We start from the raw sequence: 19,421 nt of genomic DNA, 5'->3' as shown, positions 1-19,421 counted from the left end.
CCCATCGGCAACATCCCACCTGCCGAAGCCGAAGATCAATATTATGCTGCCGCGGACAACATCGATATGGCAGCGTGACTCACAACCCAACGCCTCCGGCAGACCCGGCGCGGTTCAAACCGCCGCGGCATAGCCAGCCCGGCGCGCTAACGTCTGACTGGCACTGCCGTCGGAGCGCACAGCCGCGCCGAATACGACGACGAGCGTGCGCTCGTGTATTGCGCGTCTGGTCATGACGGATGTCAAACGATGCCATCGAGCACTGAATATGGCATTTCGGTTCGGTAGGTTGATCGAGTTCGAGCAGTGACACCTGCGGCCGGCATTTTCGCCGGGTCTGAACGGCAGCTTTTGAATGCGAGGCGAGCGCCCTGAACGACCGAGGCGCGCGATGCTGATGGTCTGCTTCGTGACGTGCAAACGGCAGTTCCTGTCAAGGGGAGCCATTCGAAGATCGGCGTCGTCGCCGGTGGTCTGCTGCGGGCTGCGGTCGGATCAGACAGCGCAACGGCACCCGATCCCACCGCTGAGGAATAGGTCGGGGCACGCCGGCACCACACGGCCTTTCCGCGCGGAGCTCTCAGCCACCTCTTAACACCGCTCCTGCGGTGCCGGGCCGATCCGTGCCTCGGCGATGGTCGCGCGGGCGCCCGTCCCACCACTGGTCCTGAGCTCGACCGTCACGCGCGGCTTGCCCGCCGCCGCGCCCTTTGGCAGCGCGAAGCCGAAGCGTTTGGCGTCGGCGAGGCCGGCGGCGAACGCCTGTTCGGGGAAGACGCCGACCTGGCCGAGTTCTGCGGTGCGGCCGCTTTGCGTGCGCAGGGAGACGATCAGGGTGGCGTGGTGCAGCAATTGCCAGCCAGTCTTGGCCTTCGTGCGATGTGCGCCCCCGCATCCCGGCCAACGCGCCTTGATCCGGCGCGTCGATGGCCCGAAAGGGAGCAGTATGGCTCTCGTAACCGCCCTGCCCTTTCGTCGCCTGGTCCGCTGGCTCGGCGCGCTGCTGCTCCTGCTCCCCGCCGCCGCGCCGGCAAAGCAGGGCCAGGTCGCCCTCACCTTCGACGACCTGCCAGCGCTGACGATCCTGCACGACCAGCCCTATGTCGATTATCTCAATGCGACGATCCTGCGCAAACTGCGACGACACCATTGGCACGCGACGGGATTCGTGAACGGGGGCAAGATCGACGAGCTGGTGCGCGCGCGACAGATCGCCAACCTGGCGGCGTGGCGCGATGCGGGCATGGAATTGGGCAACCACACATATTCGCACGAATCCCCCAATGCGGTGGGGGCGGCGGCTTATATCGCCGACATCGTGCGCGGCGAGCCGGTCCTGCGCGCGCTGCTGGCACGCCACAAGCGGCGGATCGTCTGGTTCCGCCACCCCTATCTCGAAACCGGATCTCCCACGCCGGTGAAGCGCGAGATCGACGACTGGCTGGCGGCGCAGGGCTATCGTGTCGCACCGGTGACGATCGACGCCGAGGACTGGGAGTTCGCCGAACCCTATGACGACGCGATCGCGCGGCGCGACGTGGCGGCGCAGCGGCATATCAAGGCATCCTATCTCGCCTATAGCGCGACGCGGATCGCCTGGGCACAGCGCAGCGCGCGGCTGCTGTTCGGGCGCGACATCGCGCATGTCATGCTGTTGCACGCCACGCGGCTCAATGCCGATACGCTTGACGACATCGCGCTGTTGCTGCGGCGCGCGGGGCTGCGCCCGGTCAGCCTGGCGACGGCGCTTCGCGACCCGGTTTATCGCGAAGCCGACGATTATGCCGGCAAGGACGGGATCGACTGGCTCGAACGCTGGGCGATCACGCGGCATCGCGACCTGCCCGACAGCGGTGACGAGGACCCGCCGGCCGACATCAAGGCAGCCTATGACCGGGTCGACAACGACCGGCCGTGAGGAAATCGCCCGGATATCCCGCCTTGCCCGTCGCCAAACCGGGTCGTGCGGCATAGAGAGGCGCGCGTTGCTGATTGAGGATATATCGTGCGCTTGTTGCTGCTTACCCTGGTCGCGCTGTTGCTCGCCGCCGCCGCCCCTGCCCCGCCGCGCGAGCCCGCCGTCGTACGGGTCCGGCTGGAAACCTCGGCCGGGGCGATCGTTCTGGCCATCGATACGCGGCATGCGCCGAAGACGGCGGCGAATTTCCTTGCCTATGTGGATGACGAGCGGCTCGACGGGACGCGCTTCTACCGCGCGGCACGGCGCGACGGGCAGCCGGGCAAGGGCTTTATCCAGGGCGGGATCGACACCGACGCGCGGCGCCGGCTCGACCCGGTCGAACTAGAGCCGACCAGCCGGACGGGGCTGCGCCATGTCGTCGGCGCGATCTCGATGGCGCGTTATGCCAGCGAGAATTCGGGGACGTGCAATTTCTCGCTGCTGACTGACCCACGCCCCGACATGGACGCGCGGCCGGGGCGTCCGGGCTATGCCGTGTTCGGGCGCGTGGTCGGCGGGATGGACGTGGTGAAGCGCATCCTGGCGCTGCCGACCAGCCCCGGCGGCGAGGGCGCGTTCAAGGGCGAATTGCTGCTGCGCCCGGTGACGATCGTCCGCGCGGTGCGGCTCGACGGGACGGCGCGGCCGACCGGGCAGGTCAAGGTGTGGAAGCTGCTCAAGGGGGTTTGAATCTCACCAGCCTGCCGTCGCGCGATGCGACGGCCTTCGCCGCGACCCCTAGCCGGCGATCGCAACCAGCTCCGGCATCTTGAGCGCCTCTGCCGCACCCGAATCGCCCTGGGCGGCGGCTTGGCGGAACAGCGCAAGCGAGCGCGGCAGATCCTTGGGAACGCCGTCGCCATCATGATAGGCCCAGGCGAGACACGCAGTGCCGCGCGCACTGCCCGCCGCCATGGCAAGGCGCGCGTAGCGAACACCTTCGGCGGAATTCTTCGCCACACCCTGCCCGGTCATCAACCGCACCGCATAGGTGCCCAGCGCATCGACATTGCCGTCGTCCGCCGCACGCTTTTGCCAGGAGACCCCGGCTGCCTCGTCCTTCGCCATGCCCTGGCCAGCGAACAGGGCGATCGCGTAGTTCTGCTCGGCATCGCCGTCATGCGATTCAGCGGCACGGCGCAGCGCGATTGCACCGGCATTGGCATCCTGCGGCACGCCGATGCCCTGTTGCAGCATGACGCCATAGATGCCTAGCGCGGCCATGTCGCCGGCATCGGCTGCCTGTTTGATCAGTGCGCCGCCACCTTCGGTATCGCGCGGCACGCCGCGACCCTCGAGCATCATCCGGCCGAGCATGCCGATCGCGCTGACGTCGCGTTGCGCCATGGCCTTGCGCAGCCACGATACCGCGAGCGCGTCGTCGCGCGGCACGCCGTTGCCGAAAATATACATGCGGCCGAGCAGCGCCTGGGCGAGCGGAAAGCCCTGCTCGGCGGCCATGCGGGTGTAATGCGCGGCCTTGTCGCGATCGACCGTCGCGCCATGGCCGAGCGCATAGACGACCGTACCCAGTGTCGCCTGCGCGAGCAGCTGACCGTGATCTGCGGCGTCGATGAGGAGCGCGACCTCCGGCGCGAGATCGACCGTGGCGCCGTCCGGGATGCCGGCGATGCGGTAATAGCCGTAGAGCGCCTTTCCATAGGGATCGCCCTGTTCGGCCGCCTTCCTGGCCCAGGCGACGCCGGTCGCGACATCCACCGGACCGCCAACGCCGTCATGAAGCATATAGGCGAATTGCGACTGCGCACCGGCATGGCCCATTTCCGCCGCCTTGCCGAACCAGCGACGGGCCGCGCCGTCGTCGCGCGGCACGTCATTGAAGCCCGTATAATAGACGCGACCGAGGTTGAACGCCGAGACGGAGTCGCCTGCCGCGGCGTCGCGCTCAAGCCGGGCTGCCAATGCGGCGGGCGTCTCCTGGCGATGAATGGTGAAGGTGTAGCTCCGCACGACGCTTTGCGGACCCGATGATGCGGACGACCCGCTGCCAGCGAAGCCGGCGCCCGCGCGCGACGGGGTCGCCGACCCACCGGAGCTCGAACCGGCACTGCGCTCACCGAGCGAGCGCGCAGCGTTGTCGTTGAAGCGTTGTTGCGATGCCTGATTGGCGCGATCGCTCGCCGCGGCGGAAGCGCGCATGTCCGCCATCATGCGTTGGCGGTTGGCCTCGTCATTCGCCTGATTCCAGTCGGCGTGCGCCGAGACGGCAATACCCAGAAGCGCGGCGAACGCCATCGTCCGGCGCAATGTCCGCAAGTTCATGATCCTGTCCCTCGACGCAATGTGTGGCCAATGATCAGAAATGCGATGGCGAAAAGCGCCGAAAGGTCCCGCGCGTACATCATCACGTCTCCGGCCGTCCCGGCGGCGTAGGCCGGCGCAAACCACCGGCCTTGGACATAACAGACCGAATTCCAGCTATTTTCGAGCCATGGCCCGGTACGCCCTAACGCAAACAGGGCGCGGCAGCTTTCGCTGCCACGCCCCGCAAAGCTGTTGGCCGAAACCCGCGCGCTTATTCGGCGGCGACGGTGCCCTTGGCCGGACGCGTGTCGCGGCGCTCGGCGATACGGGCCGACTTGCCGGTACGGCCTCGCAGATAATAGAGCTTGGCACGCCGCACGGCGCCCTTGCGGACGACTTCGATCGACTCGACGTTGGGCGAGTAGAGCGGGAAGACGCGCTCGACGCCCTCACCGAAGCTCATCTTGCGGACGGTGAAGTTGGAGCCCATGCCCTTGTTCGAGCGCGCGATGCACACGCCCTCGTAATTCTGCACGCGGGTGCGCTCGCCTTCGACGACCTTGACGCCGACCTTCAGCGTGTCGCCGGGGCGGAATTCCGGAATCTTCTTGGTCTCGTGGAACTTGGCGATCTGCTCGGCTTCGAGCGTCTGAAGCAGGTTCATATGTCGTCCTCTGACGTTGTTCGCCGCGCGCCAGAGGGCGACCCGACCCGAGCGCCCTCATGACGCTCCCAAAGGTCCGGCCGCCTTAACCGTGTATCGGTCTCGGCCATCGACTTTCGCCAGGCCGCGATCCGCGCATGATCCCCCGATCGCAGCACTTCGGGGATCGTGCGCCCTTCCCACGCAGGTGGTCGGGTGTAGTGCGGATATTCGAGGAGGCCGCTTTCGAAGCTTTCCTCGTCTCCGCTGGAAGGGGCGCCCATTACGCCGGGCAGCAGCCGAATGCAAGCGTCGAGCAGGACGAGCGCCCCCATCTCGCCGCCGGACAGGACATAGTCGCCGATCGACACTTCCTCGACGTCGCGCGCGGCGAAGATGCGTTCGTCGAATCCCTCGAAGCGGCCGCACAGCACGATCGCGCCGGGGCCTGCGGCGAGCGTGCGCACGCGGGCCTGGGTGAGCGGCGCGCCGCGCGGCGTCATGGCGAGGATCGGGCGACCATCGAATACGCTGTCGATCGCGGCGGCGAGCACGTCGACACGCAGCACCATCCCCGCCCCGCCGCCGGCCGGCGTGTCGTCGACGGTGCGGTGCTTGTCCGCCGCGAAGTCACGGATGTTGACCGCGCCAAGCGACCATTTGCCCTCGGCCAGCGCCCGGCCCGCCAGCGACGTGCCGAGCGGGCCGGGGAACATGTCCGGATAGAGGGTGAGGATGGTGGCGGCGAAGGTCATACCGTCCAGTTCTCGACCTTGAGGCCAGGAATGTCGGCAAAATCGGCGAGATTGTCTGTAACGACTGTCAGGCCTTCCGACAGCGCATGGGCAGCGATGAGCCTGTCGTAGCTGGCGCGCCGAAATGGCAACGTCGCATAAGCACGCGCCGCTTTGTGATCGAACGGAAGCACCAGTGCCTCTTCGACGAATGCCTGTAGCTTCTCGAAAGAAGGCGCTCTACCCCGAACCGAGCCATAAGCGACTTCGGCATAGGCGATCGATGACGTCACGATATCGCCCTCCTCACAGGCTGCGAGGCGCCTGCGCAAGGGATCTCCGATTCCCATCACCGCACGAATGATCATATTGCTATCGAAGAGATATTTCACTCTTCACCCACCTCCGGGACGGCGATCAGGTAGCGCGGTTTGAATAGCCGGTCTTCGGGAGCGATCAATGCGAGACCTTCAGCAGAGCCCCAAACCTTGTCGATCGCGAATTTGCGCTTCGCACGTTCGACAGGTTCAATAATATATCTGCCGCGTTCCTCGCGCAGGGTTACTTCAGCGCCAGCTTCGATGGCGAAGCTGCTGGGCAGCCGAACCGCCTTTGAGTTCCCCGATTTAAAGACTTTCGTCGTGACGGGCTTGTCCATCTACCATACTCCGTATATACGCAACGTATATACTAAATGACAAACGCCGGGTCAACGAGCAGGCGCTCGGCATTCCATTCCGGTACCGCGTCGGGGTTCATCGGGATCATGAAGCGTTTGCCGTCGGGACGCTCGATCTCGATCACGTCGCCGGCACCATAATTGTCGATCGCGACGACACGGCCGAGCGGCGCCCCGTCTGTCGAGACGGCGGGGAGATCGAGCAGGTCAGCGTGGTAATATTCGCCTTCCGCGAGCGGCGGGAGGTCGGCACGGGGGACGGTAATCTGGGTGCCGCGCATGGCCTCGGCGGTGTTGCGGTCGCCGATCTCGGCGAAGCGTGCGATCTCGCCGTTCGAGCCGTGGCGCAGCGACTTGAGCGTCAGCTTGCCATCGTTGAAACGCTTATAGGCCTTGAGGTCGTCGGCGAAGACCTTGAGGCGCACCTCGCCGGCCACGCCGTGCGCGCCGATGATGGCGGCGACGACGATCGGTTTTTCAGTCCCGCTCACGGTATCAGGAGAGTTCGGGGGAGGGCTCGTTCCAACCATATCGTTCGGGCAGCGCCCTCCCCTGGCCCCTCCCGCAAGCGGGAGGGGGACTTTTCGTTCAGGCAGCGGCCGGCGGTGTCTCTTCCGAAACGGCCTCGGCAACGGCTTCGGCTTCCGGGGTCGGCGCTTCGGTCGCGGCTTCGATCTCGGCAGCGACCACGGCTACGGCTTCCTCGTTCGAGTCAGCGGCAGGCGCTTCGGCAGCGGGGGCTTCTTCGGCGGCCGGCGCGGCTTCCTCGGCGACGGGAGCTTCATCGGCGACCGGGGCTTCCTCGACGACCGGGGCTTCCTCGACGACCGGGGCTTCCTCGACGACGGGCTCGGGTGCCGGTGCGGCAGCGGCCTCGGCGGCGGCTTCCTCGGCGGCCTTCAGCTTCTCGGCCCGCTCTTCGGCGCGCTCGGTTGCCTTCTCGCCGGGCTTGCCCTTGTTCGGGTTGCTGCGCGCGGCGCGCTCACGCACCCCGAGCACATCGAGGAAGCGCGCGACGCGGTCGGTCGGCTGCGCGCCGACGCTCAGCCAATGCTTGGCGCGCTCGCCGTCGAGCACGATGCGCTTGGCGTCGTCCTTGGCGAGCAGCGGATTGTAGGTGCCGAGCTTCTCGATGAAGCGGCCGTCACGCGGGGACCGCGCATCGGCGACGACGATGCGGTAATAAGGCCGCTTCTTGGAGCCGCCGCGCGACAGGCGAATGGAAATTGCCATTTAACTTCTTCCTTCTTTCTAAACCGGTTATTTTTTCTTGTTGATGAAATTCTGAAATCCTGGCGGCAGATTGGGCATGCCGGGGCCGGTCATGCCGGGCAGATTGCCGGTCATCTTGCCCATTGCCTCGCCGAGATCGGGACCGCCGATCGCATTGCCGAGGCCGCCCATGCCGCCACCGCCCTTGCCGAGCATCGCCATCATGCCCTTGATGCCGCCCATCTTCTTGATGCGCTTCATCGCGCTCGACATTTCAAGGTGCATCTTCATCAGCTTGTTGACGTCCTGCACGGTGGTGCCGGAGCCCTTGGCGATGCGGATCTTGCGCTTGGCGCTGAGGATTTCGGGCTTGGCGCGCTCCTTCGGGGTCATCGAGCCGATCATCGCGTCCATGCGCAGCAGGATCTTCTCGTCGACCGCACCCGAGGCCATCGCCGCCTGTGCCTTCTTCATGCCGGGGATCATCCCGGCCAGCGCGCCGAGCCCGCCCATGTTGCGCATCTGCTGCAGCTGGCCGCGCAGGTCGTTCATGTCGAACTGCCCCTTGGCGAGGCGCGCCGCCATCTTCTCGGCGTCTTCCTGCTGGATCGACTCCGCGGCGCGCTCGACCAGGCTGACGACGTCGCCCATGCCGAGGATGCGGCCGGCGACACGGCTCGGGTGGAACGCCTCGAGCGCGTCCATCTTCTCGCCGGTGCCGGCGAACTTGATTGGCTTGCCGGTGACGGCGCGCATCGACAGCGCGGCACCGCCGCGTGCATCGCCGTCCATGCGGGTGAGCACGACGCCGGTCAGCGGCACCTGCTCGGAGAAACTCTGCGCGACATTGACGGCGTCCTGGCCGGTGAGCGAATCGACGACGAGCAGGATTTCGGCCGGGGTGGCGATGTCGGCGACAGCGCGCATCTCGTCCATCAGCGCCTGGTCGACATGGAGGCGACCGGCGGTGTCGAGCATCAGGACGTCATAGCCCTGCAGCTTCGCGGCATTGAGCGCGCGGCGGGCAATGTCGACCGGCTGCTGGCCCGGTACGATCGGCAGCGTCGCGACGTCGATCTGCGTGCCGAGCGTGGCGAGCTGCTCCTGCGCGTTGGGGCGATTGACGTCGAGCGACGCCATCAGCACCTTCTTGCGTTCGCGCCCGGCGAGGCGCTTGGCGATCTTGGCGGTGGTGGTGGTCTTGCCCGAGCCCTGCAGGCCGACCATCATGATCACGGCCGGCGGGGTGACGCCCAGATCGAGCTCCGACGCATCGGCGCCGAGCATCTCGACCAGCGCGTCGTTGACGATCTTGACGACCTGCTGACCCGGCGTGATCGAGCGCAGCACATTCTGGCCGACAGCAAGCTCGGTCGCCTTGTCGACGAACTCACGCGCGACCGGCAAGGCGACATCGGCCTCGAGCAGCGCGACGCGCACTTCGCGCATCGCTGCGCGGACATCGGCTTCGGTAAGCGCACCACGACCGCGCAGGCGATCGAAGACGCCGCCAAGCCGGTCGCTCAGACTGTCGAACATCACATCACTCCGTTCCCGACCGCTGCCGCCAGACGCAAACGCAAAACACGCCGGCGGACGAAACCTCGTCGGCCGGCGTCGCCCTTGGGCGGCAGTTTCACGTGTCCTGACGGAAACGATCGCACCGGTCCTTAGTCGAGCACCGCGGAAATGGCAACCCGCGGGCGAGCGCAACCGCCGTTAACCGCCATTGTTCGCGCTGCGGGCGATCGTTTCGCAGGCGCTTAACCCCTTCTATACCGCGCTCGTGGCAAAGACGTCGCTTCGGGACAAGGCGATGGGGCAAAGCCGTGATGGCGAAAGACAGTAGCGACGACACGATCAGCACGAGCTCGCCCGCTCACCGCGACCTGGTCAGCGGGGCGATCAACGTGTCGGCGATCCTGTTGTTCGTCGGTACCGGCAGCTCGGTGCTGTCGACGTCGATCCAGCACTATTTCGCGGGTGGCCAGGGTCCGGACCAGTCGCTGGTTATCGCCCTGCTGCTCAATGTCGCGCTGATCCTGTTCGGCTGGCGCCGCCACCGCGAGCTCGCGCACGAGGTCACGGTGCGCACCGCGGCCGAAGAGCGCGCCCAGCAGCTTGCCTCGAAGGACCCGCTGACCGGCTTCCTCAACCGTCGCAGCCTCGCCGAAGAAGGCGCGGCGATGTTCGTGCGCGCGCAAAGCCGCGGCAAGGCCATGGCGCTGCTGATGCTCGACCTCGATCATTTCAAGACGATCAACGACATGCACGGCCATGCCACCGGCGACGCACTGCTGCGCGAGGTGGCGCTCAAGATCGCCGAGGCGATGCCGTCGGTCGCGCTGACCGCGCGCTTCGGGGGTGACGAATTCGCCTGCGCCTTCCTGTTCGATGCCGAGCATCCCGACACGGTCGAGCGCATCGCGGAGAAGCTGATCAGTCGGATGGCGCAGCCGCTCGCCTGCGACGGGCTGCAACTGCACATCAGCGCATCGATCGGCATCGCGCGCTCGGATTTCGACTGCGGCAGCATCGACGCGCTGATGCGCGCCGCCGATATCGCAATGTATGCGGCCAAGAATGCCGGCCGCAATCGCCTCGCCTGGTTCGATCGCTCGATGGAGCGCGAACTCCAGGCACGCAACGAACTCGAACTTGGCTTGCGCGGCGCGATCCCGCGGACCGAGATCGTGCCCTATTTCGAGCAGCAGATCGACCTGACGACCGGGCGGCTCGGCGGCTTCGAGATGCTCGCGCGGTGGGAACATCCGCAGCGCGGACTGATCGAGCCGGCACAGTTCATCCCGATCGCCGAGGAAACCGGCATCATTTCCGACCTGTCGCTGTCGATCATGCGCCAGGCGTTCCTCGCCGCCAAGGACTGGGACCCGGCGCTGTCGATCTCGGTCAATATCTCGCCGTGGCAGCTCAAGGATGTGTGGCTGGCGCAGAAGATCATCAAGGTGCTGACCGAAACCGGCTTTGCCGCGACGCGACTGGAAATCGAGGTCACCGAGGTGGCGCTGCTCGACAATCTCAGCCTGGTACAATCGATCGTCGGCAGCCTCAAGAACCAGGGCATTCGCCTCGCGCTCGACGATTTCGGTACCGGCTATTCGAGCCTCGCGCACCTGCGCGCGCTGCCCTTCGACCGGATCAAGATCGACAAGAGCTTCGTCATGTCGATCAACGAGAATAGCGAGAGCGCCGCGATCGTCACCGCGATCGCGCGGCTCGGCGAGAGCCTCAACCTGCCGATCACCGCCGAGGGAATCGAAGACCAGGCCATCGAGGAGCGGCTGCGTGCGCTCGGCTGCGCACAGGGCCAGGGCTATCTTTATGGCCGGCCGACCAGCATCACCGCGACCCGGCGGCTGTTGGCGGAACGGCGTTTGCTGCGCCAGCCTGCCACCCGGCCGACGGCGCCGACCGATTTCGGCACGGATCAGCGCCAGGCGGGCTGAGCCGCCGCGCCGTGCGAGGCGTGGACTTCGCTGCCTCCCGACCCTAGATCGCGCGCATGCATGCTCTTTCCGGTCGGCGACATGGCTGACCCCGACATCATCAGCCTGGGCTGCCGCCTAAACATCGCCGAAAGCGAGACGATCCGCACGCTCGTCGCCGGTCGCGACACGGTGGTGATCAACAGTTGCGCGGTGACCAACGCCGCGGTGGGCGAGACGCGCCGCGCGATCCGCCGCGCGCGACGCGCCCGGCCCGAAGCGGAAATCGTCGTGACGGGATGCGCCGCGCAAATCGATCCGACGAGCTTCGCGGCGATGCCCGAGGTCGACCGGGTGATCGGCAATGCCGAAAAGCTGGACCCGGCCGCGTGGTTGTCACCCGAAGCGGTCATGGTCGGCGACATCATGGCGGTGCGACAGACAGCGCCGCATCTCGCCCATGCCTTTGCGGCGCATGCGCGCGCCTTTGTCGAAGTGCAGAATGGCTGCGACCATCGCTGCACCTTCTGCACGATCCCATTCGGGCGCGGCAACAGTCGCTCGGTGCCCGCCGGCGCGGTGATCGCGCGGATCGCATCGCTGGTCGCGGCGGGCCATCGCGAGATCGTGCTGACCGGGGTCGACCTGACGAGCTATGGTCCCGACCTGCCGGGCGCACCGAGCCTGGCGTCGCTGGTCGAACGGATCCTCATCCATGTCCCGGCGCTGGAACGGCTGCGGCTGTCGTCGCTCGATTCGATCGAGATCGACGACCGGCTGTTCGACCTCATCACCGGCGAGGCGCGCGTCATGCCGCACGTCCATCTTTCGCTGCAGGCCGGCGACGACATGATCCTCAAACGGATGAAGCGCCGCCACTCGCGCGCGGAGAGCGTCGCGCTCGTCGCGCGGCTCAAGGCGGCGCGGCCCGACATCGCCGTCGGCGCCGATTTGATCGCCGGCTTCCCGACCGAAACCGCGGCGATGTTCGGCAACAGCCTTGCGCTGATCGACGATTGCGACATCGTCCACGCGCATATCTTCCCTTATTCGCCACGCGCGGGCACGCCCGCCGCGCGCATGCCGCAAATCGAGCCCGAACTGCGCAAGGCGCGCGCGGCGGCACTGCGCGATGCCGCGCAGGAGCGGAAGCGCCGCTGGTTGCGCGGCTTGATCGGCAGCACGCAGGCAGTACTGGTCGAGCGACCGGGCACGCAGGGCCATGCTGGTAATTTTGCGACCGTTCTTTTCCCCGAAACACCCGTCGGCACGATCGCACATATCGCGATTACCGCCTTCAATGACGACCAGCTGATCGGCAAAGCACTCTGATGGCATCCTGGCACGAAAAACTTCTCGGTGGCTTCAAGCGCACCTCCGACCGGCTGGTGGGGAATCTCGCCGGGCTCGGCACCGCGCGGCTCGACGAGGCGACGCTCGACGATATCGAAGAGGCGCTGATCGCGTCGGACCTGGGACCGGAAACCGCGGCACGGATCCGCACGCGGCTCGCCGAGGGCACGTTCGAGCGCGACATGGAGGAGCTCGGCATCCGCCTGATCGTCGCCGAGGAAATCGAGAAGGTGCTGGCAAAGGTCGCGCGGCCGCTCGAAATCTCGGCCTTTCCGCGGCCCCATGTGATCCTGGTGATCGGCGTCAACGGCTCGGGCAAGACGACGACGATCGCCAAGCTGGCGCACTGGCTGAAGGAGCAGGATTACGGCGTGATGCTTGCCGCCGGCGACACCTTCCGCGCCGCCGCGATCGGGCAACTCGCCACATGGGCCGAACGCGCCGGGGTACCGCTGGTCAGCGGCAAGGAAGGCGGCGACGCGGCCGGGATCGTCTATGAGGCGGTGAAGCAGGCCACGGCACAGGGCATCGACGTGCTGATCGTCGACACGGCGGGCCGGCTGCAGAACAAGCGCGAGCTGATGGACGAGCTGGCCAAGATCCGGCGCGTGCTGGGGCGCATCAATCCGGAGTCGCCACACGACGTGGTGCTGGTGCTCGACGCGACGACGGGACAGAATGCGCTGAGCCAGATCGAGGTATTCCGCGACCTTGCCGGGGTGACCGGGCTGGTGATGACGAAGCTCGACGGCACCGCGCGCGGCGGCGTGCTCGTCGCGGCGGCGGAGAAATTCGGTTTACCGATCCACGCCATCGGCATCGGCGAAGGCATGGGCGATTTGCGGCCGTTCGATGCGAACGAGGTTGCGCGGATCATCGCCGGTGTGGAAAGGCCGCGCTGATGGCCAGCAATCCCAACCCCAGCCGCACCAAGGGCAGCCCCGGCTTGCGCATGGCGATCGATTACGCGCCGCTGCTGACCTTCTTCGCGGTAAATTTCTTCGCGCCCGGCGCACAGCTCGAACGACTGCTCGCGGCAACGGCGGCATTCATGGTCGCGAGCGCCATCGCGATGATCGTATCGCGCTGGAAGACCGGGCACATCTCGCCGATGCTGTGGATCAGCGGTGTGCTGGTGCTCGTGTTCGGCGGCCTGACGCTCTATTTCCACGATCTGCGCTTCATCAAGATGAAGCCGACCTTCGTCTATGCGATCTTCGCGCTGACGCTGATCTTCGGGTTGGTGACGGGTCGGCCGCTGCTGCGGCAATTGCTCGAAGCGAGTTATCCGGGCCTGTCGGACAAGGGCTGGCGCCAGTTGACGATCAACTGGGCACTGTTCTTCATCGGCATGGCGGTGCTCAACGAAGTGGTCTGGCGCCATTTCAGCGACAATGTATGGGTCAATTTCAAGGTGTTCGGGGCGATCCCGCTGACGGTGCTGTTTGCACTGGCCAATATCCCGATGCTGATGAAGCACGGTCTCAGCGTCGAAGCACCCTTAGAGGTCCCACCCGAGGGTTGACACTTTCTTTCCTCCCCATGCTTGCATGGGGAGGGGGACCGCGCTTGCGCGGTGGAGGGGGATGCCACGGGTGTAGCGCTCGTGGCCTTTCCCCTCCACCAGCTTCGCTGGTCCTCCGCCCCATCTGCGATGGGGAGGAATGAGGTTAGGCGTCGACGTTCTCGCGTTGCTCCGCCAGCGCCGCATCGTACAGGCGGCCCGCTTCTTCCCAGTTCACCACGTCCCACCATGCCTTGAGATAGGCGGCGCGGTCGTTGCGATAGGTCAGGTAATAAGCGTGCTCCCACACGTCGTTGGCGAGGATCGGCGCGCCCTTGTCCTTGGCATCATCCATCAACGGATTGTCCTGGTTGGGGGTGCTGACTACCTTCAGCTTGCCGTCGCTGTCGGCGATGACCCAGGCCCAGCCAGAGCCGAACTGGCCTGCGCCCTTGGTGTTGAACTCTTCCTTGAGCTTGTCGAGGCCGCCGAACGCCTCGATCGCTTCGGCCAGCGCACCCGATGGCGCGCCACCGCCCGGGGTCATCAGCTTCCAGAAAAAGGCGTGGTTCCAGAAACCGCCGCCATTGTTGCGTACCAGCGGCGGCTGCGAGGAGATCATCGCGAAGATCTCCTCGATGGTCTTGCCGGCGAGCGCGGGATCCTTGTCGACGCCTTCGTTGAGCTTGTCGGTATAGGCCTTGTGGTGCTTGTCATGGTGGAGCTTCATCGTCTCCTCGTTGATGGTCGGCTCAAGTGCGTCATAGGAATAGGGCAAGGGAGGCAGTTCGAACGCCATCACGGGTCTCCTTTTGAGGGTCGGCACAACAACGTGCGAACGGCCGATCGGTTCACCCGTCTTGCAACGCTTCACCGCATCAGGTCGTTTCGTGTGACAAACGATTTGCGCCGGATTATGCAGCGCCCAACGGGACCGTGGGGGTCGCAGGGGAGCAAGAGTGATGGACAAGTTTTTCGGCAATCTGAACGCGGTGCTCGGGGTAGGTTTCCTGCTCGCGGTGGGGCTGATGTTCGCACCCTATTTCGAGCGCGACGTCGCGCTGTCGGCGGCGCAGTGGGTGCACGTGTTCTTCGGCATCCTGTGGATCGGCCTGCTTTATTATTTCAACTTCGTGCAGATCCCGACCATGCCGTCGGTGCCCGCCGAGCTGAAGCCAGGCGTGACCAAATATATCGCGCCCAAGGCATTGTTCTATTTCCGTTGGGGCGCCTTGTTCACCGTGCTGAGCGGCCTGGTACTGGCCTATATGTACGGCGAGCTGCATGAGGCGATGACCCTGCAGCCCAGCGCGCGGCTGATCGGCGTCGGCATGTATCTCGCGCTCGTCATGGCGTTCAACGTCTGGTTCGTGATCTGGCCAAACCAGAAGAAGGCACTCGGGATCGTCGAGGCCGATGCCGACACCAAGGCGAAGTCAGCCAAGACCGCGATGATCTTCTCGCGGGTCAACACCTTGCTGTCGCTGCCGATGTTGCTGTGCATGGTGAGCATGCGTTGACGCTTTTGTTCCTCCCCGCGTCGGGGAGGAACAACATTGCAAGGCGGGATCAGCCCGGCATCAGATCATGCTTGCGCAATGCGTGGCGGAACTGGTCGTAACTGAGCCCCAGGGCCTTGGCCGCGGCGCGCTGGTTGAAGCGCGCATCGGCCAGGGCCTTTTGCAACAGATCACATTCGAACCGCGCGATCGCGGTCTTGAAATCGCTCGGTCCTTCGGGCTCTGCGCGCTCAACCGCCTCCTCGCGATCAACCGGGGCGGCGGGCAAGGCGGCCGGTGCGGTCGCGCTCGCCGGCCGATGCGGCGACTGAAACGGGTCGAATTCGATCGCATCGATCGGCCCCGATTGTTCCCAGCGATAGACGGCGCGCTCGACGACGTTACGCAGTTCGCGGACATTGCCGGGCCAGTCATAGGCCACCAGCGCCTCGGCCGCCGCGCGGCTGAACCCTTCCCAATCATCGCGGCCCATCTCTGCCGCCATGCGCCGCCCGAAATGATCGGCCAGCACCATCACGTCGCCAGGGCGCGCGCGCAGCGGTGGCAGCGTGACCACCTCGAAACTGAGCCGGTCGAGCAAGTCGGCGCGGAACTGGTGACGCGCAACCTTGTCGGGCAAATGCTCGTTGGTCGCAGCCACGATGCGCACATCAACGCGCAGCGGGCGCGACGAACCGATGCGGGTGATCTCGCCATATTCGACCGCGCGCAGCAAACGGTCCTGCGCGGCCATCGAAAGCGTCCCGAGTTCGTCGAGGAACAAGGTGCCGCCATGCGCTTCCTCGAACCGCCCGGTACGTGCCTTAGTCGCGCCGGTGAAGGCACCGGCTTCGTGGCCGAACAGTTCTGCCTCGATCAGCGTCTCGGGCAGAGCGGCGCAATTCATGATCACCAGCGGCTGGTCCCAGCGCGGCGACAGGCGATGAAGCCGCTCGGCAACGAGTTCCTTGCCGGTTCCGCGCTCGCCGATCACCAGCACCGGGCGGTCGAGCGCGGCCGCGCGGCTGGCACGCTCGAGCGCGTCGAGAAACGGACCTGACTCGCCGATGACCTGGGAAGCGCGCTGCATTCCCAACGATTGGCGTAAATTACCAAGCCTTGGCAACGAAAAAGTTGCGCCCCGGACCTACCTTATCGAAGAAAACCCCAGAAATCCGCCATTTGCTGCATTTGGCACGGTCCGTGCTGAGTACCGAACAACGCCGACATGGCGCGACACACAACCAGCACTGACGGAGCCTAACAATGACCTCGACCACCAACCTCTTCGCCCGGACCTTCGCCGCCGCTGCCGCGATGGCGATCAGCGCCGCGCTCGTCGTGGTGGCGGTCGGGCCGATCGCTCCGGCTATCCAGGCCCCCCTCACGCAGGTTGCGTGAGGCCTACCGCCGGGGCGGGAATACCCTTGCCCGCCCCGGCACCCCTCTTCTCTTCCCAACTTCGCCGTATCCTTCAGGAGTATCACCATGGGCATCTTTTCCCGAACCCGCGACATCATCGCCGCCAACTTCACCGACCTGCTCGACAAGGCAGAAGACCCCGCCAAGATGATCCGCATGATCATCCTCGAGATGGAGGAGACATTGGTCGAGGTGCGCGCGTCCGCCGCCCGCACGATCGCGGACCAGAAGGAAATGCGCCGCCACATCGCCAAGCTCGGCGCGCTCCAGGAGAGCTGGACCGAGAAGGCCGAACTGGCGCTGTCCAAGGGCCGCGAGGACCTCGCCAAGGCCGCGCTGGTCGAGCGCCAGAAGGCGGTCGACATGGCCGAGCAGCTCTCGTCCGAGATCACCGTGCTCGACGATGCGCTGAAGGGCGCCGAGGAGGACATCGCCAAGCTGCAGAACAAGCTGCGCGAGGCACGTACCCGCCAGAACTCGATCGTCACCCGGCTCGAAAGCGCGCATAACCGCGTCAAGCTGCGCGAGATGTATGCCGGCCCGAAGATCGCCGATGCCTTCAGCCGCTTCGAGATCATGGAGCGCCGTGTCGATCTCGCCGAGGGCCGCGCCGATGCGCTGGGCCTGGGTCAGCCGACCAAGAGCCTCGAAGAGGAAATTGCCGAGCTGCGCTCGAGCGAGAAGATCGACGCCGAGCTGGCCGCGCTGAAGGCGCGCGTCGGCAGCACCAAGGCCTGACGCGATGGGCGACATGCTCCCCGTCCTGGTCTGTGCCATCCTGTTTATCGGGCTGCCATGGATCATCCTGCACTACGTCACCAAGTGGAAGCAGGCGCCGAAGATCACCAACGAGGACGAGAAACTGCTCGACGAGCTCTACTCTCTCGCCCGTCGCCTGGAGGATCGCCTGGGAACCGTCGAACGGATCATCGCCGCCGACAACCCCGACTGGCGCACCAGCCTTCCGCTCGCCGAACCCAACAACAACGACCTCATCCGGAGGAACTGAAATGTCCGCCAGCCGCACCAAATTCTACCTCGACAAGAAGAACGCCAAGCTGATGGGCGTTTGCGCGGGGATCGCCGATTACACCGGCGTCGACGTCACCTGGGTCCGGGTCGGCACCGTGTTGCTAACCTTCGCCACCAGCGGATGGGTATTGCTCGCTTATTTCATCACCGGCTGGGTTGCCAACAACCAGCCCGCCGGCCTGTACGAAGACGCCGATGATGCCAAATTCTGGCAGGGCGTGCGCACCAACACCCGCCGCTCGACCGCCGAAGTCCGCTCGGCCTTCCGCGACATCGACCGCCGGCTGGCCGACATCGAGATGATGTACACCAGCCGCAACAGCCGCCTCGCCGACGAAATCGACAGCCTGCGCTGAGACGCCGACTGCAACAGGGAAGAAAGCAATGTCGAACCTCGGAATTCTGATCCCGGTCGCGGCGATCACCATCGGCCCGGCGAGCTGGGCCTTCACCACCTGGGTCCGCGCCAAGCACGGCTATCCGCTGAGCGATCGCAAGGGGCGGATGCTGGTGACGCGCGACGGCGACCTGACCGTCAACCGCCAGACCGAATTGCTCAAGAGCGAGAATGATCGCCTGACGGGCCAGGTCTCGCGGCTCGAGGAGCGGATCGCGGTGCTCGAACGCATCGCTACCGACCCGGCCGAGCGCACCTCGCGCGAAATCGAAGCCCTCCGGACCAGGGATTGATCATCATGGAACAGCCCAACGGCTTCGCCATCTTCATGGTTTCCCTCGTCGTGGTCGGCATCCCCGTCATCTTCGGCGTCGGCTATGCAATGCTCAAGACCGTGCTCAAGCACAAAGAGAAGATGGCCAGTGCGCTCAATGCCCAGGCGGCAGAAAAGGCGGCGCAATATGCCGCCCATACCGAACGTCTTGAACAGCGGATGCGGGTGCTGGAGCGCATCGTCACCGACCGAGGCATCGACCTCGCAACCGAAATCGAAACGCTGCGCGACGAACCGCTGCAGCTCAACTGAAGGACTTGTTTGAAATGATCGTGATCTTCGTCGTGCTGGCCGTGATCGCCGCCGTCGGCACCTATCTTACCGAACGCGTCGACCGCCCGCGCCGCCGCCTCGAGCGGATGGCACAGCACCCGGCCGAATAACCCCTCCCCCATCGCTTACGGAGAAGTTCAGATGAACCCGTTCGAAATGGTCGTTGCCATCGTAGTCATCGTCACCATCGGCGGCGTGCTGCGCGCCCGCTACGGTGTCGGCAAGGACTGGCGCGGCAACGATGTCCGCTTCGCCGACGACGCCGGCGCCGCCGAGAATGAAAGGCTGCGTGACGAACTCAAGAGCCTCAAGGAACGGCTCGCCGTTCTCGAACGGCTCGCCACCGACAACAACACGAGCAGCGCACAGCTCGATCGCGAGATCGAGAAGCTGCGCGACCGTAGCTGAACGAAAGGACTGGGATCATGACCGACCCGACCTTCTACATGACGATGGCGAGCGCAGGGCTCGCCGGCCTGGGGATGCTGGTGTTTGCCGGCCTGACCGGATGGCGCGGCTGGCTCTCGCTCAAGGAACAGGAACTGCACGTCGCCGGCGAGATGCACAGCGGCCCGTCGCTCCCCAATGCCAGCGCGCGGATCGAGATCGCCGACCTCAAGGAGCGTATCCGCAAGCTCGAAGCCATCGCCGCCGGGGTGGACCTGTAG

25 protein-coding genes and 1 pseudogene are annotated in these 19,421 nt (G+C 65.6%); 15 read left to right on the top strand and 11 right to left on the bottom strand.

The features are described 5' to 3' along the window. Positions 1 to 591: 591 nt before the first annotated feature. Complete coding sequence (locus tag U1839_RS15900; RefSeq protein WP_332804574.1) at positions 592 to 852, bottom strand: hypothetical protein; 261 nt, start codon at positions 850 to 852, stop codon at positions 592 to 594. 94 nt (positions 853 to 946) lie between these two features. Between U1839_RS15900 and U1839_RS15895 the strand changes: the two genes are divergently transcribed. Both U1839_RS15895 and U1839_RS15890 read left to right on the top strand, forming a co-directional pair. Continuing rightward, a complete protein-coding gene (locus U1839_RS15895; RefSeq protein WP_332804573.1) occupies positions 947 to 1,918 on the top strand; it encodes a polysaccharide deacetylase family protein in 972 nt (323 codons plus the stop codon). Between the two features lie 87 nt (positions 1,919 to 2,005). After that, positions 2,006 to 2,650: a peptidylprolyl isomerase gene (locus U1839_RS15890; RefSeq protein WP_443030626.1), complete on the top strand. Its 645-nt coding sequence runs from the start codon at positions 2,006 to 2,008 to the stop codon at positions 2,648 to 2,650. 48 nt (positions 2,651 to 2,698) lie between these two features. Here the strand turns inward: U1839_RS15890 and U1839_RS15885 are convergent, their stop codons facing one another. The 8 genes and pseudogenes from U1839_RS15885 to ffh form a co-directional block, all read right to left on the bottom strand. Next, a complete protein-coding gene (locus tag U1839_RS15885; RefSeq protein WP_332804572.1) occupies positions 2,699 to 4,243 on the bottom strand; it encodes an SEL1-like repeat protein in 1,545 nt (514 codons plus the stop codon). Positions 4,244 to 4,496: 253 nt separating this feature from the next. Further along, the gene (gene rplS, locus U1839_RS15880; protein WP_281126213.1) at positions 4,497 to 4,889 is read right to left on the bottom strand and encodes a 50S ribosomal protein L19; all 393 of its coding nucleotides are present in this window, start codon (positions 4,887 to 4,889) and stop codon (positions 4,497 to 4,499) included. Further along, entirely contained in the window at positions 4,886 to 5,623 is a 738-nt protein-coding gene (trmD, locus tag U1839_RS15875; RefSeq protein WP_332804571.1) for a tRNA (guanosine(37)-N1)-methyltransferase TrmD, read from the bottom strand. Before trmD ends, rplS begins: the two co-directional genes overlap by 4 nt. Further along, a complete protein-coding gene (locus tag U1839_RS15870) occupies positions 5,620 to 5,994 on the bottom strand; it encodes a type II toxin-antitoxin system VapC family toxin (protein ID WP_332804570.1) in 375 nt (124 codons plus the stop codon). The genes trmD and U1839_RS15870 overlap by 4 nt, the downstream gene beginning before the upstream one ends. Beyond that, positions 5,991 to 6,260: an AbrB/MazE/SpoVT family DNA-binding domain-containing protein gene (locus U1839_RS15865; RefSeq protein ID WP_332804569.1), complete on the bottom strand. Its 270-nt coding sequence runs from the start codon at positions 6,258 to 6,260 to the stop codon at positions 5,991 to 5,993. Before U1839_RS15865 ends, U1839_RS15870 begins: the two co-directional genes overlap by 4 nt. A gap of 32 nt (positions 6,261 to 6,292) precedes the next feature. Continuing rightward, a complete protein-coding gene (gene rimM, locus U1839_RS15860) occupies positions 6,293 to 6,811 on the bottom strand; it encodes a ribosome maturation factor RimM (protein ID WP_332804568.1) in 519 nt (172 codons plus the stop codon). 208 nt (positions 6,812 to 7,019) lie between these two features. Further along, positions 7,020 to 7,514 (bottom strand): annotated as a pseudogene (rpsP, locus tag U1839_RS15855) (30S ribosomal protein S16); the annotation flags it as partial. Positions 7,515 to 7,541: 27 nt separating this feature from the next. Then, positions 7,542 to 9,032 (bottom strand): signal recognition particle protein, encoded by a 1,491-nt coding sequence (gene ffh / locus U1839_RS15850; protein WP_332804567.1) that lies wholly within the window; start codon positions 9,030 to 9,032, stop codon positions 7,542 to 7,544. A gap of 293 nt (positions 9,033 to 9,325) precedes the next feature. Between ffh and U1839_RS15845 the strand changes: the two genes are divergently transcribed. The 4 genes from U1839_RS15845 to U1839_RS15830 all read left to right on the top strand — a co-directional run bounded on the left by U1839_RS15845 (position 9,326) and on the right by U1839_RS15830 (position 13,817). Continuing rightward, a complete protein-coding gene (locus tag U1839_RS15845) occupies positions 9,326 to 10,960 on the top strand; it encodes a putative bifunctional diguanylate cyclase/phosphodiesterase (protein ID WP_332804566.1) in 1,635 nt (544 codons plus the stop codon). An 81-nt stretch (positions 10,961 to 11,041) separates the two neighbouring features. Next, entirely contained in the window at positions 11,042 to 12,271 is a 1,230-nt protein-coding gene (mtaB, locus tag U1839_RS15840) for a tRNA (N(6)-L-threonylcarbamoyladenosine(37)-C(2))-methylthiotransferase MtaB (protein WP_332804578.1), read from the top strand. Then, positions 12,271 to 13,194, top strand: a complete 924-nt coding sequence (gene ftsY / locus U1839_RS15835) for a signal recognition particle-docking protein FtsY (protein WP_332804565.1) — start codon at positions 12,271 to 12,273, stop codon at positions 13,192 to 13,194. Before mtaB ends, ftsY begins: the two co-directional genes overlap by 1 nt. Beyond that, positions 13,194 to 13,817, top strand: coding sequence for a septation protein A (locus U1839_RS15830; protein WP_332804564.1), 624 nt, complete (start codon positions 13,194 to 13,196; stop codon positions 13,815 to 13,817). Before ftsY ends, U1839_RS15830 begins: the two co-directional genes overlap by 1 nt. A gap of 145 nt (positions 13,818 to 13,962) precedes the next feature. Here the strand turns inward: U1839_RS15830 and U1839_RS15825 are convergent, their stop codons facing one another. Further along, complete coding sequence (locus U1839_RS15825) at positions 13,963 to 14,595, bottom strand: superoxide dismutase (protein ID WP_332804563.1); 633 nt, start codon at positions 14,593 to 14,595, stop codon at positions 13,963 to 13,965. A 163-nt stretch (positions 14,596 to 14,758) separates the two neighbouring features. On the opposite strand from U1839_RS15825, the gene U1839_RS15820 reads away from it, so the two are divergent. Then, complete coding sequence (locus tag U1839_RS15820; RefSeq protein WP_332804562.1) at positions 14,759 to 15,316, top strand: urate hydroxylase PuuD; 558 nt, start codon at positions 14,759 to 14,761, stop codon at positions 15,314 to 15,316. A gap of 49 nt (positions 15,317 to 15,365) precedes the next feature. Here the strand turns inward: U1839_RS15820 and pspF are convergent, their stop codons facing one another. Beyond that, the gene (gene pspF, locus U1839_RS15815; protein ID WP_332804561.1) at positions 15,366 to 16,385 is read right to left on the bottom strand and encodes a phage shock protein operon transcriptional activator; all 1,020 of its coding nucleotides are present in this window, start codon (positions 16,383 to 16,385) and stop codon (positions 15,366 to 15,368) included. A gap of 176 nt (positions 16,386 to 16,561) precedes the next feature. Between pspF and U1839_RS15810 the strand changes: the two genes are divergently transcribed. The 8 genes from U1839_RS15810 (at position 16,562) to U1839_RS15775 (ending at position 19,421) form a co-directional block, all read left to right on the top strand. Continuing rightward, positions 16,562 to 16,696, top strand: coding sequence for a hypothetical protein (locus U1839_RS15810; RefSeq protein ID WP_281126226.1), 135 nt, complete (start codon positions 16,562 to 16,564; stop codon positions 16,694 to 16,696). An 87-nt stretch (positions 16,697 to 16,783) separates the two neighbouring features. Next, positions 16,784 to 17,455, top strand: a complete 672-nt coding sequence (gene pspA, locus U1839_RS15805; protein WP_281126227.1) for a phage shock protein PspA — start codon at positions 16,784 to 16,786, stop codon at positions 17,453 to 17,455. Between the two features lie 4 nt (positions 17,456 to 17,459). Continuing rightward, positions 17,460 to 17,726 (top strand): envelope stress response membrane protein PspB, encoded by a 267-nt coding sequence (pspB, locus tag U1839_RS15800; RefSeq protein ID WP_332804560.1) that lies wholly within the window; start codon positions 17,460 to 17,462, stop codon positions 17,724 to 17,726. 1 nt (position 17,727) lies between these two features. After that, positions 17,728 to 18,105: an envelope stress response membrane protein PspC gene (gene pspC, locus U1839_RS15795; RefSeq protein ID WP_281126229.1), complete on the top strand. Its 378-nt coding sequence runs from the start codon at positions 17,728 to 17,730 to the stop codon at positions 18,103 to 18,105. Positions 18,106 to 18,133: 28 nt separating this feature from the next. Further along, positions 18,134 to 18,439, top strand: coding sequence for a hypothetical protein (locus U1839_RS15790; RefSeq protein ID WP_332804559.1), 306 nt, complete (start codon positions 18,134 to 18,136; stop codon positions 18,437 to 18,439). A gap of 89 nt (positions 18,440 to 18,528) precedes the next feature. Then, the gene (locus tag U1839_RS15785) at positions 18,529 to 18,732 is read left to right on the top strand and encodes a hypothetical protein (RefSeq protein ID WP_443030627.1); all 204 of its coding nucleotides are present in this window, start codon (positions 18,529 to 18,531) and stop codon (positions 18,730 to 18,732) included. Positions 18,733 to 18,894: 162 nt separating this feature from the next. After that, positions 18,895 to 19,161, top strand: a complete 267-nt coding sequence (locus U1839_RS15780; RefSeq protein ID WP_332804557.1) for a hypothetical protein — start codon at positions 18,895 to 18,897, stop codon at positions 19,159 to 19,161. A 17-nt stretch (positions 19,162 to 19,178) separates the two neighbouring features. Then, positions 19,179 to 19,421 (top strand): hypothetical protein, encoded by a 243-nt coding sequence (locus U1839_RS15775; RefSeq protein ID WP_332804556.1) that lies wholly within the window; start codon positions 19,179 to 19,181, stop codon positions 19,419 to 19,421.

The sequence above is a fragment of the Parasphingomonas halimpatiens genome, assembly GCF_036663795.1.
Taxonomy (GTDB): Bacteria; Pseudomonadota; Alphaproteobacteria; order Sphingomonadales; family Sphingomonadaceae; genus Sphingomonas.
The sequence above is the reverse complement of the archived record's forward strand: the minus strand, read 5'-3'. Positions and strand labels throughout refer to the sequence as shown.

Excerpts from the sequence above, each read along its gene's own strand:
- U1839_RS15895 (WP_332804573.1), top strand. The coding sequence starts at position 947 with ATGGCTCTCGTAACCGCCCTGCCCTTTCGTCGCCTGGTCCGCTGGCTC.
- U1839_RS15885 (WP_332804572.1), bottom strand. The coding sequence starts at position 4,243 with ATGAACTTGCGGACATTGCGCCGGACGATGGCGTTCGCCGCGCTTCTG.
- rplS (WP_281126213.1), bottom strand. The coding sequence starts at position 4,889 with ATGAACCTGCTTCAGACGCTCGAAGCCGAGCAGATCGCCAAGTTCCAC.
- trmD (WP_332804571.1), bottom strand. The coding sequence starts at position 5,623 with ATGACCTTCGCCGCCACCATCCTCACCCTCTATCCGGACATGTTCCCC.
- U1839_RS15865 (WP_332804569.1), bottom strand. The coding sequence starts at position 6,260 with ATGGACAAGCCCGTCACGACGAAAGTCTTTAAATCGGGGAACTCAAAG.
- rimM (WP_332804568.1), bottom strand. The coding sequence starts at position 6,811 with ATGGTTGGAACGAGCCCTCCCCCGAACTCTCCTGATACCGTGAGCGGG.
- ffh (WP_332804567.1), bottom strand. The coding sequence starts at position 9,032 with ATGTTCGACAGTCTGAGCGACCGGCTTGGCGGCGTCTTCGATCGCCTG.
- U1839_RS15845 (WP_332804566.1), top strand. The coding sequence starts at position 9,326 with ATGGCGAAAGACAGTAGCGACGACACGATCAGCACGAGCTCGCCCGCT.
- mtaB (WP_332804578.1), top strand. The coding sequence starts at position 11,042 with ATGGCTGACCCCGACATCATCAGCCTGGGCTGCCGCCTAAACATCGCC.
- ftsY (WP_332804565.1), top strand. The coding sequence starts at position 12,271 with ATGGCATCCTGGCACGAAAAACTTCTCGGTGGCTTCAAGCGCACCTCC.
- U1839_RS15830 (WP_332804564.1), top strand. The coding sequence starts at position 13,194 with ATGGCCAGCAATCCCAACCCCAGCCGCACCAAGGGCAGCCCCGGCTTG.
- U1839_RS15825 (WP_332804563.1), bottom strand. The coding sequence starts at position 14,595 with ATGGCGTTCGAACTGCCTCCCTTGCCCTATTCCTATGACGCACTTGAG.
- U1839_RS15820 (WP_332804562.1), top strand. The coding sequence starts at position 14,759 with ATGGACAAGTTTTTCGGCAATCTGAACGCGGTGCTCGGGGTAGGTTTC.
- pspF (WP_332804561.1), bottom strand. The coding sequence starts at position 16,385 with ATGCAGCGCGCTTCCCAGGTCATCGGCGAGTCAGGTCCGTTTCTCGAC.
- U1839_RS15810 (WP_281126226.1), top strand. The coding sequence starts at position 16,562 with ATGACCTCGACCACCAACCTCTTCGCCCGGACCTTCGCCGCCGCTGCC.
- pspA (WP_281126227.1), top strand. The coding sequence starts at position 16,784 with ATGGGCATCTTTTCCCGAACCCGCGACATCATCGCCGCCAACTTCACC.
- pspB (WP_332804560.1), top strand. The coding sequence starts at position 17,460 with ATGGGCGACATGCTCCCCGTCCTGGTCTGTGCCATCCTGTTTATCGGG.
- pspC (WP_281126229.1), top strand. The coding sequence starts at position 17,728 with ATGTCCGCCAGCCGCACCAAATTCTACCTCGACAAGAAGAACGCCAAG.
- U1839_RS15790 (WP_332804559.1), top strand. The coding sequence starts at position 18,134 with ATGTCGAACCTCGGAATTCTGATCCCGGTCGCGGCGATCACCATCGGC.
- U1839_RS15785 (WP_443030627.1), top strand. The coding sequence starts at position 18,529 with ATGCTCAAGACCGTGCTCAAGCACAAAGAGAAGATGGCCAGTGCGCTC.
- U1839_RS15780 (WP_332804557.1), top strand. The coding sequence starts at position 18,895 with ATGAACCCGTTCGAAATGGTCGTTGCCATCGTAGTCATCGTCACCATC.
- U1839_RS15775 (WP_332804556.1), top strand. The coding sequence starts at position 19,179 with ATGACCGACCCGACCTTCTACATGACGATGGCGAGCGCAGGGCTCGCC.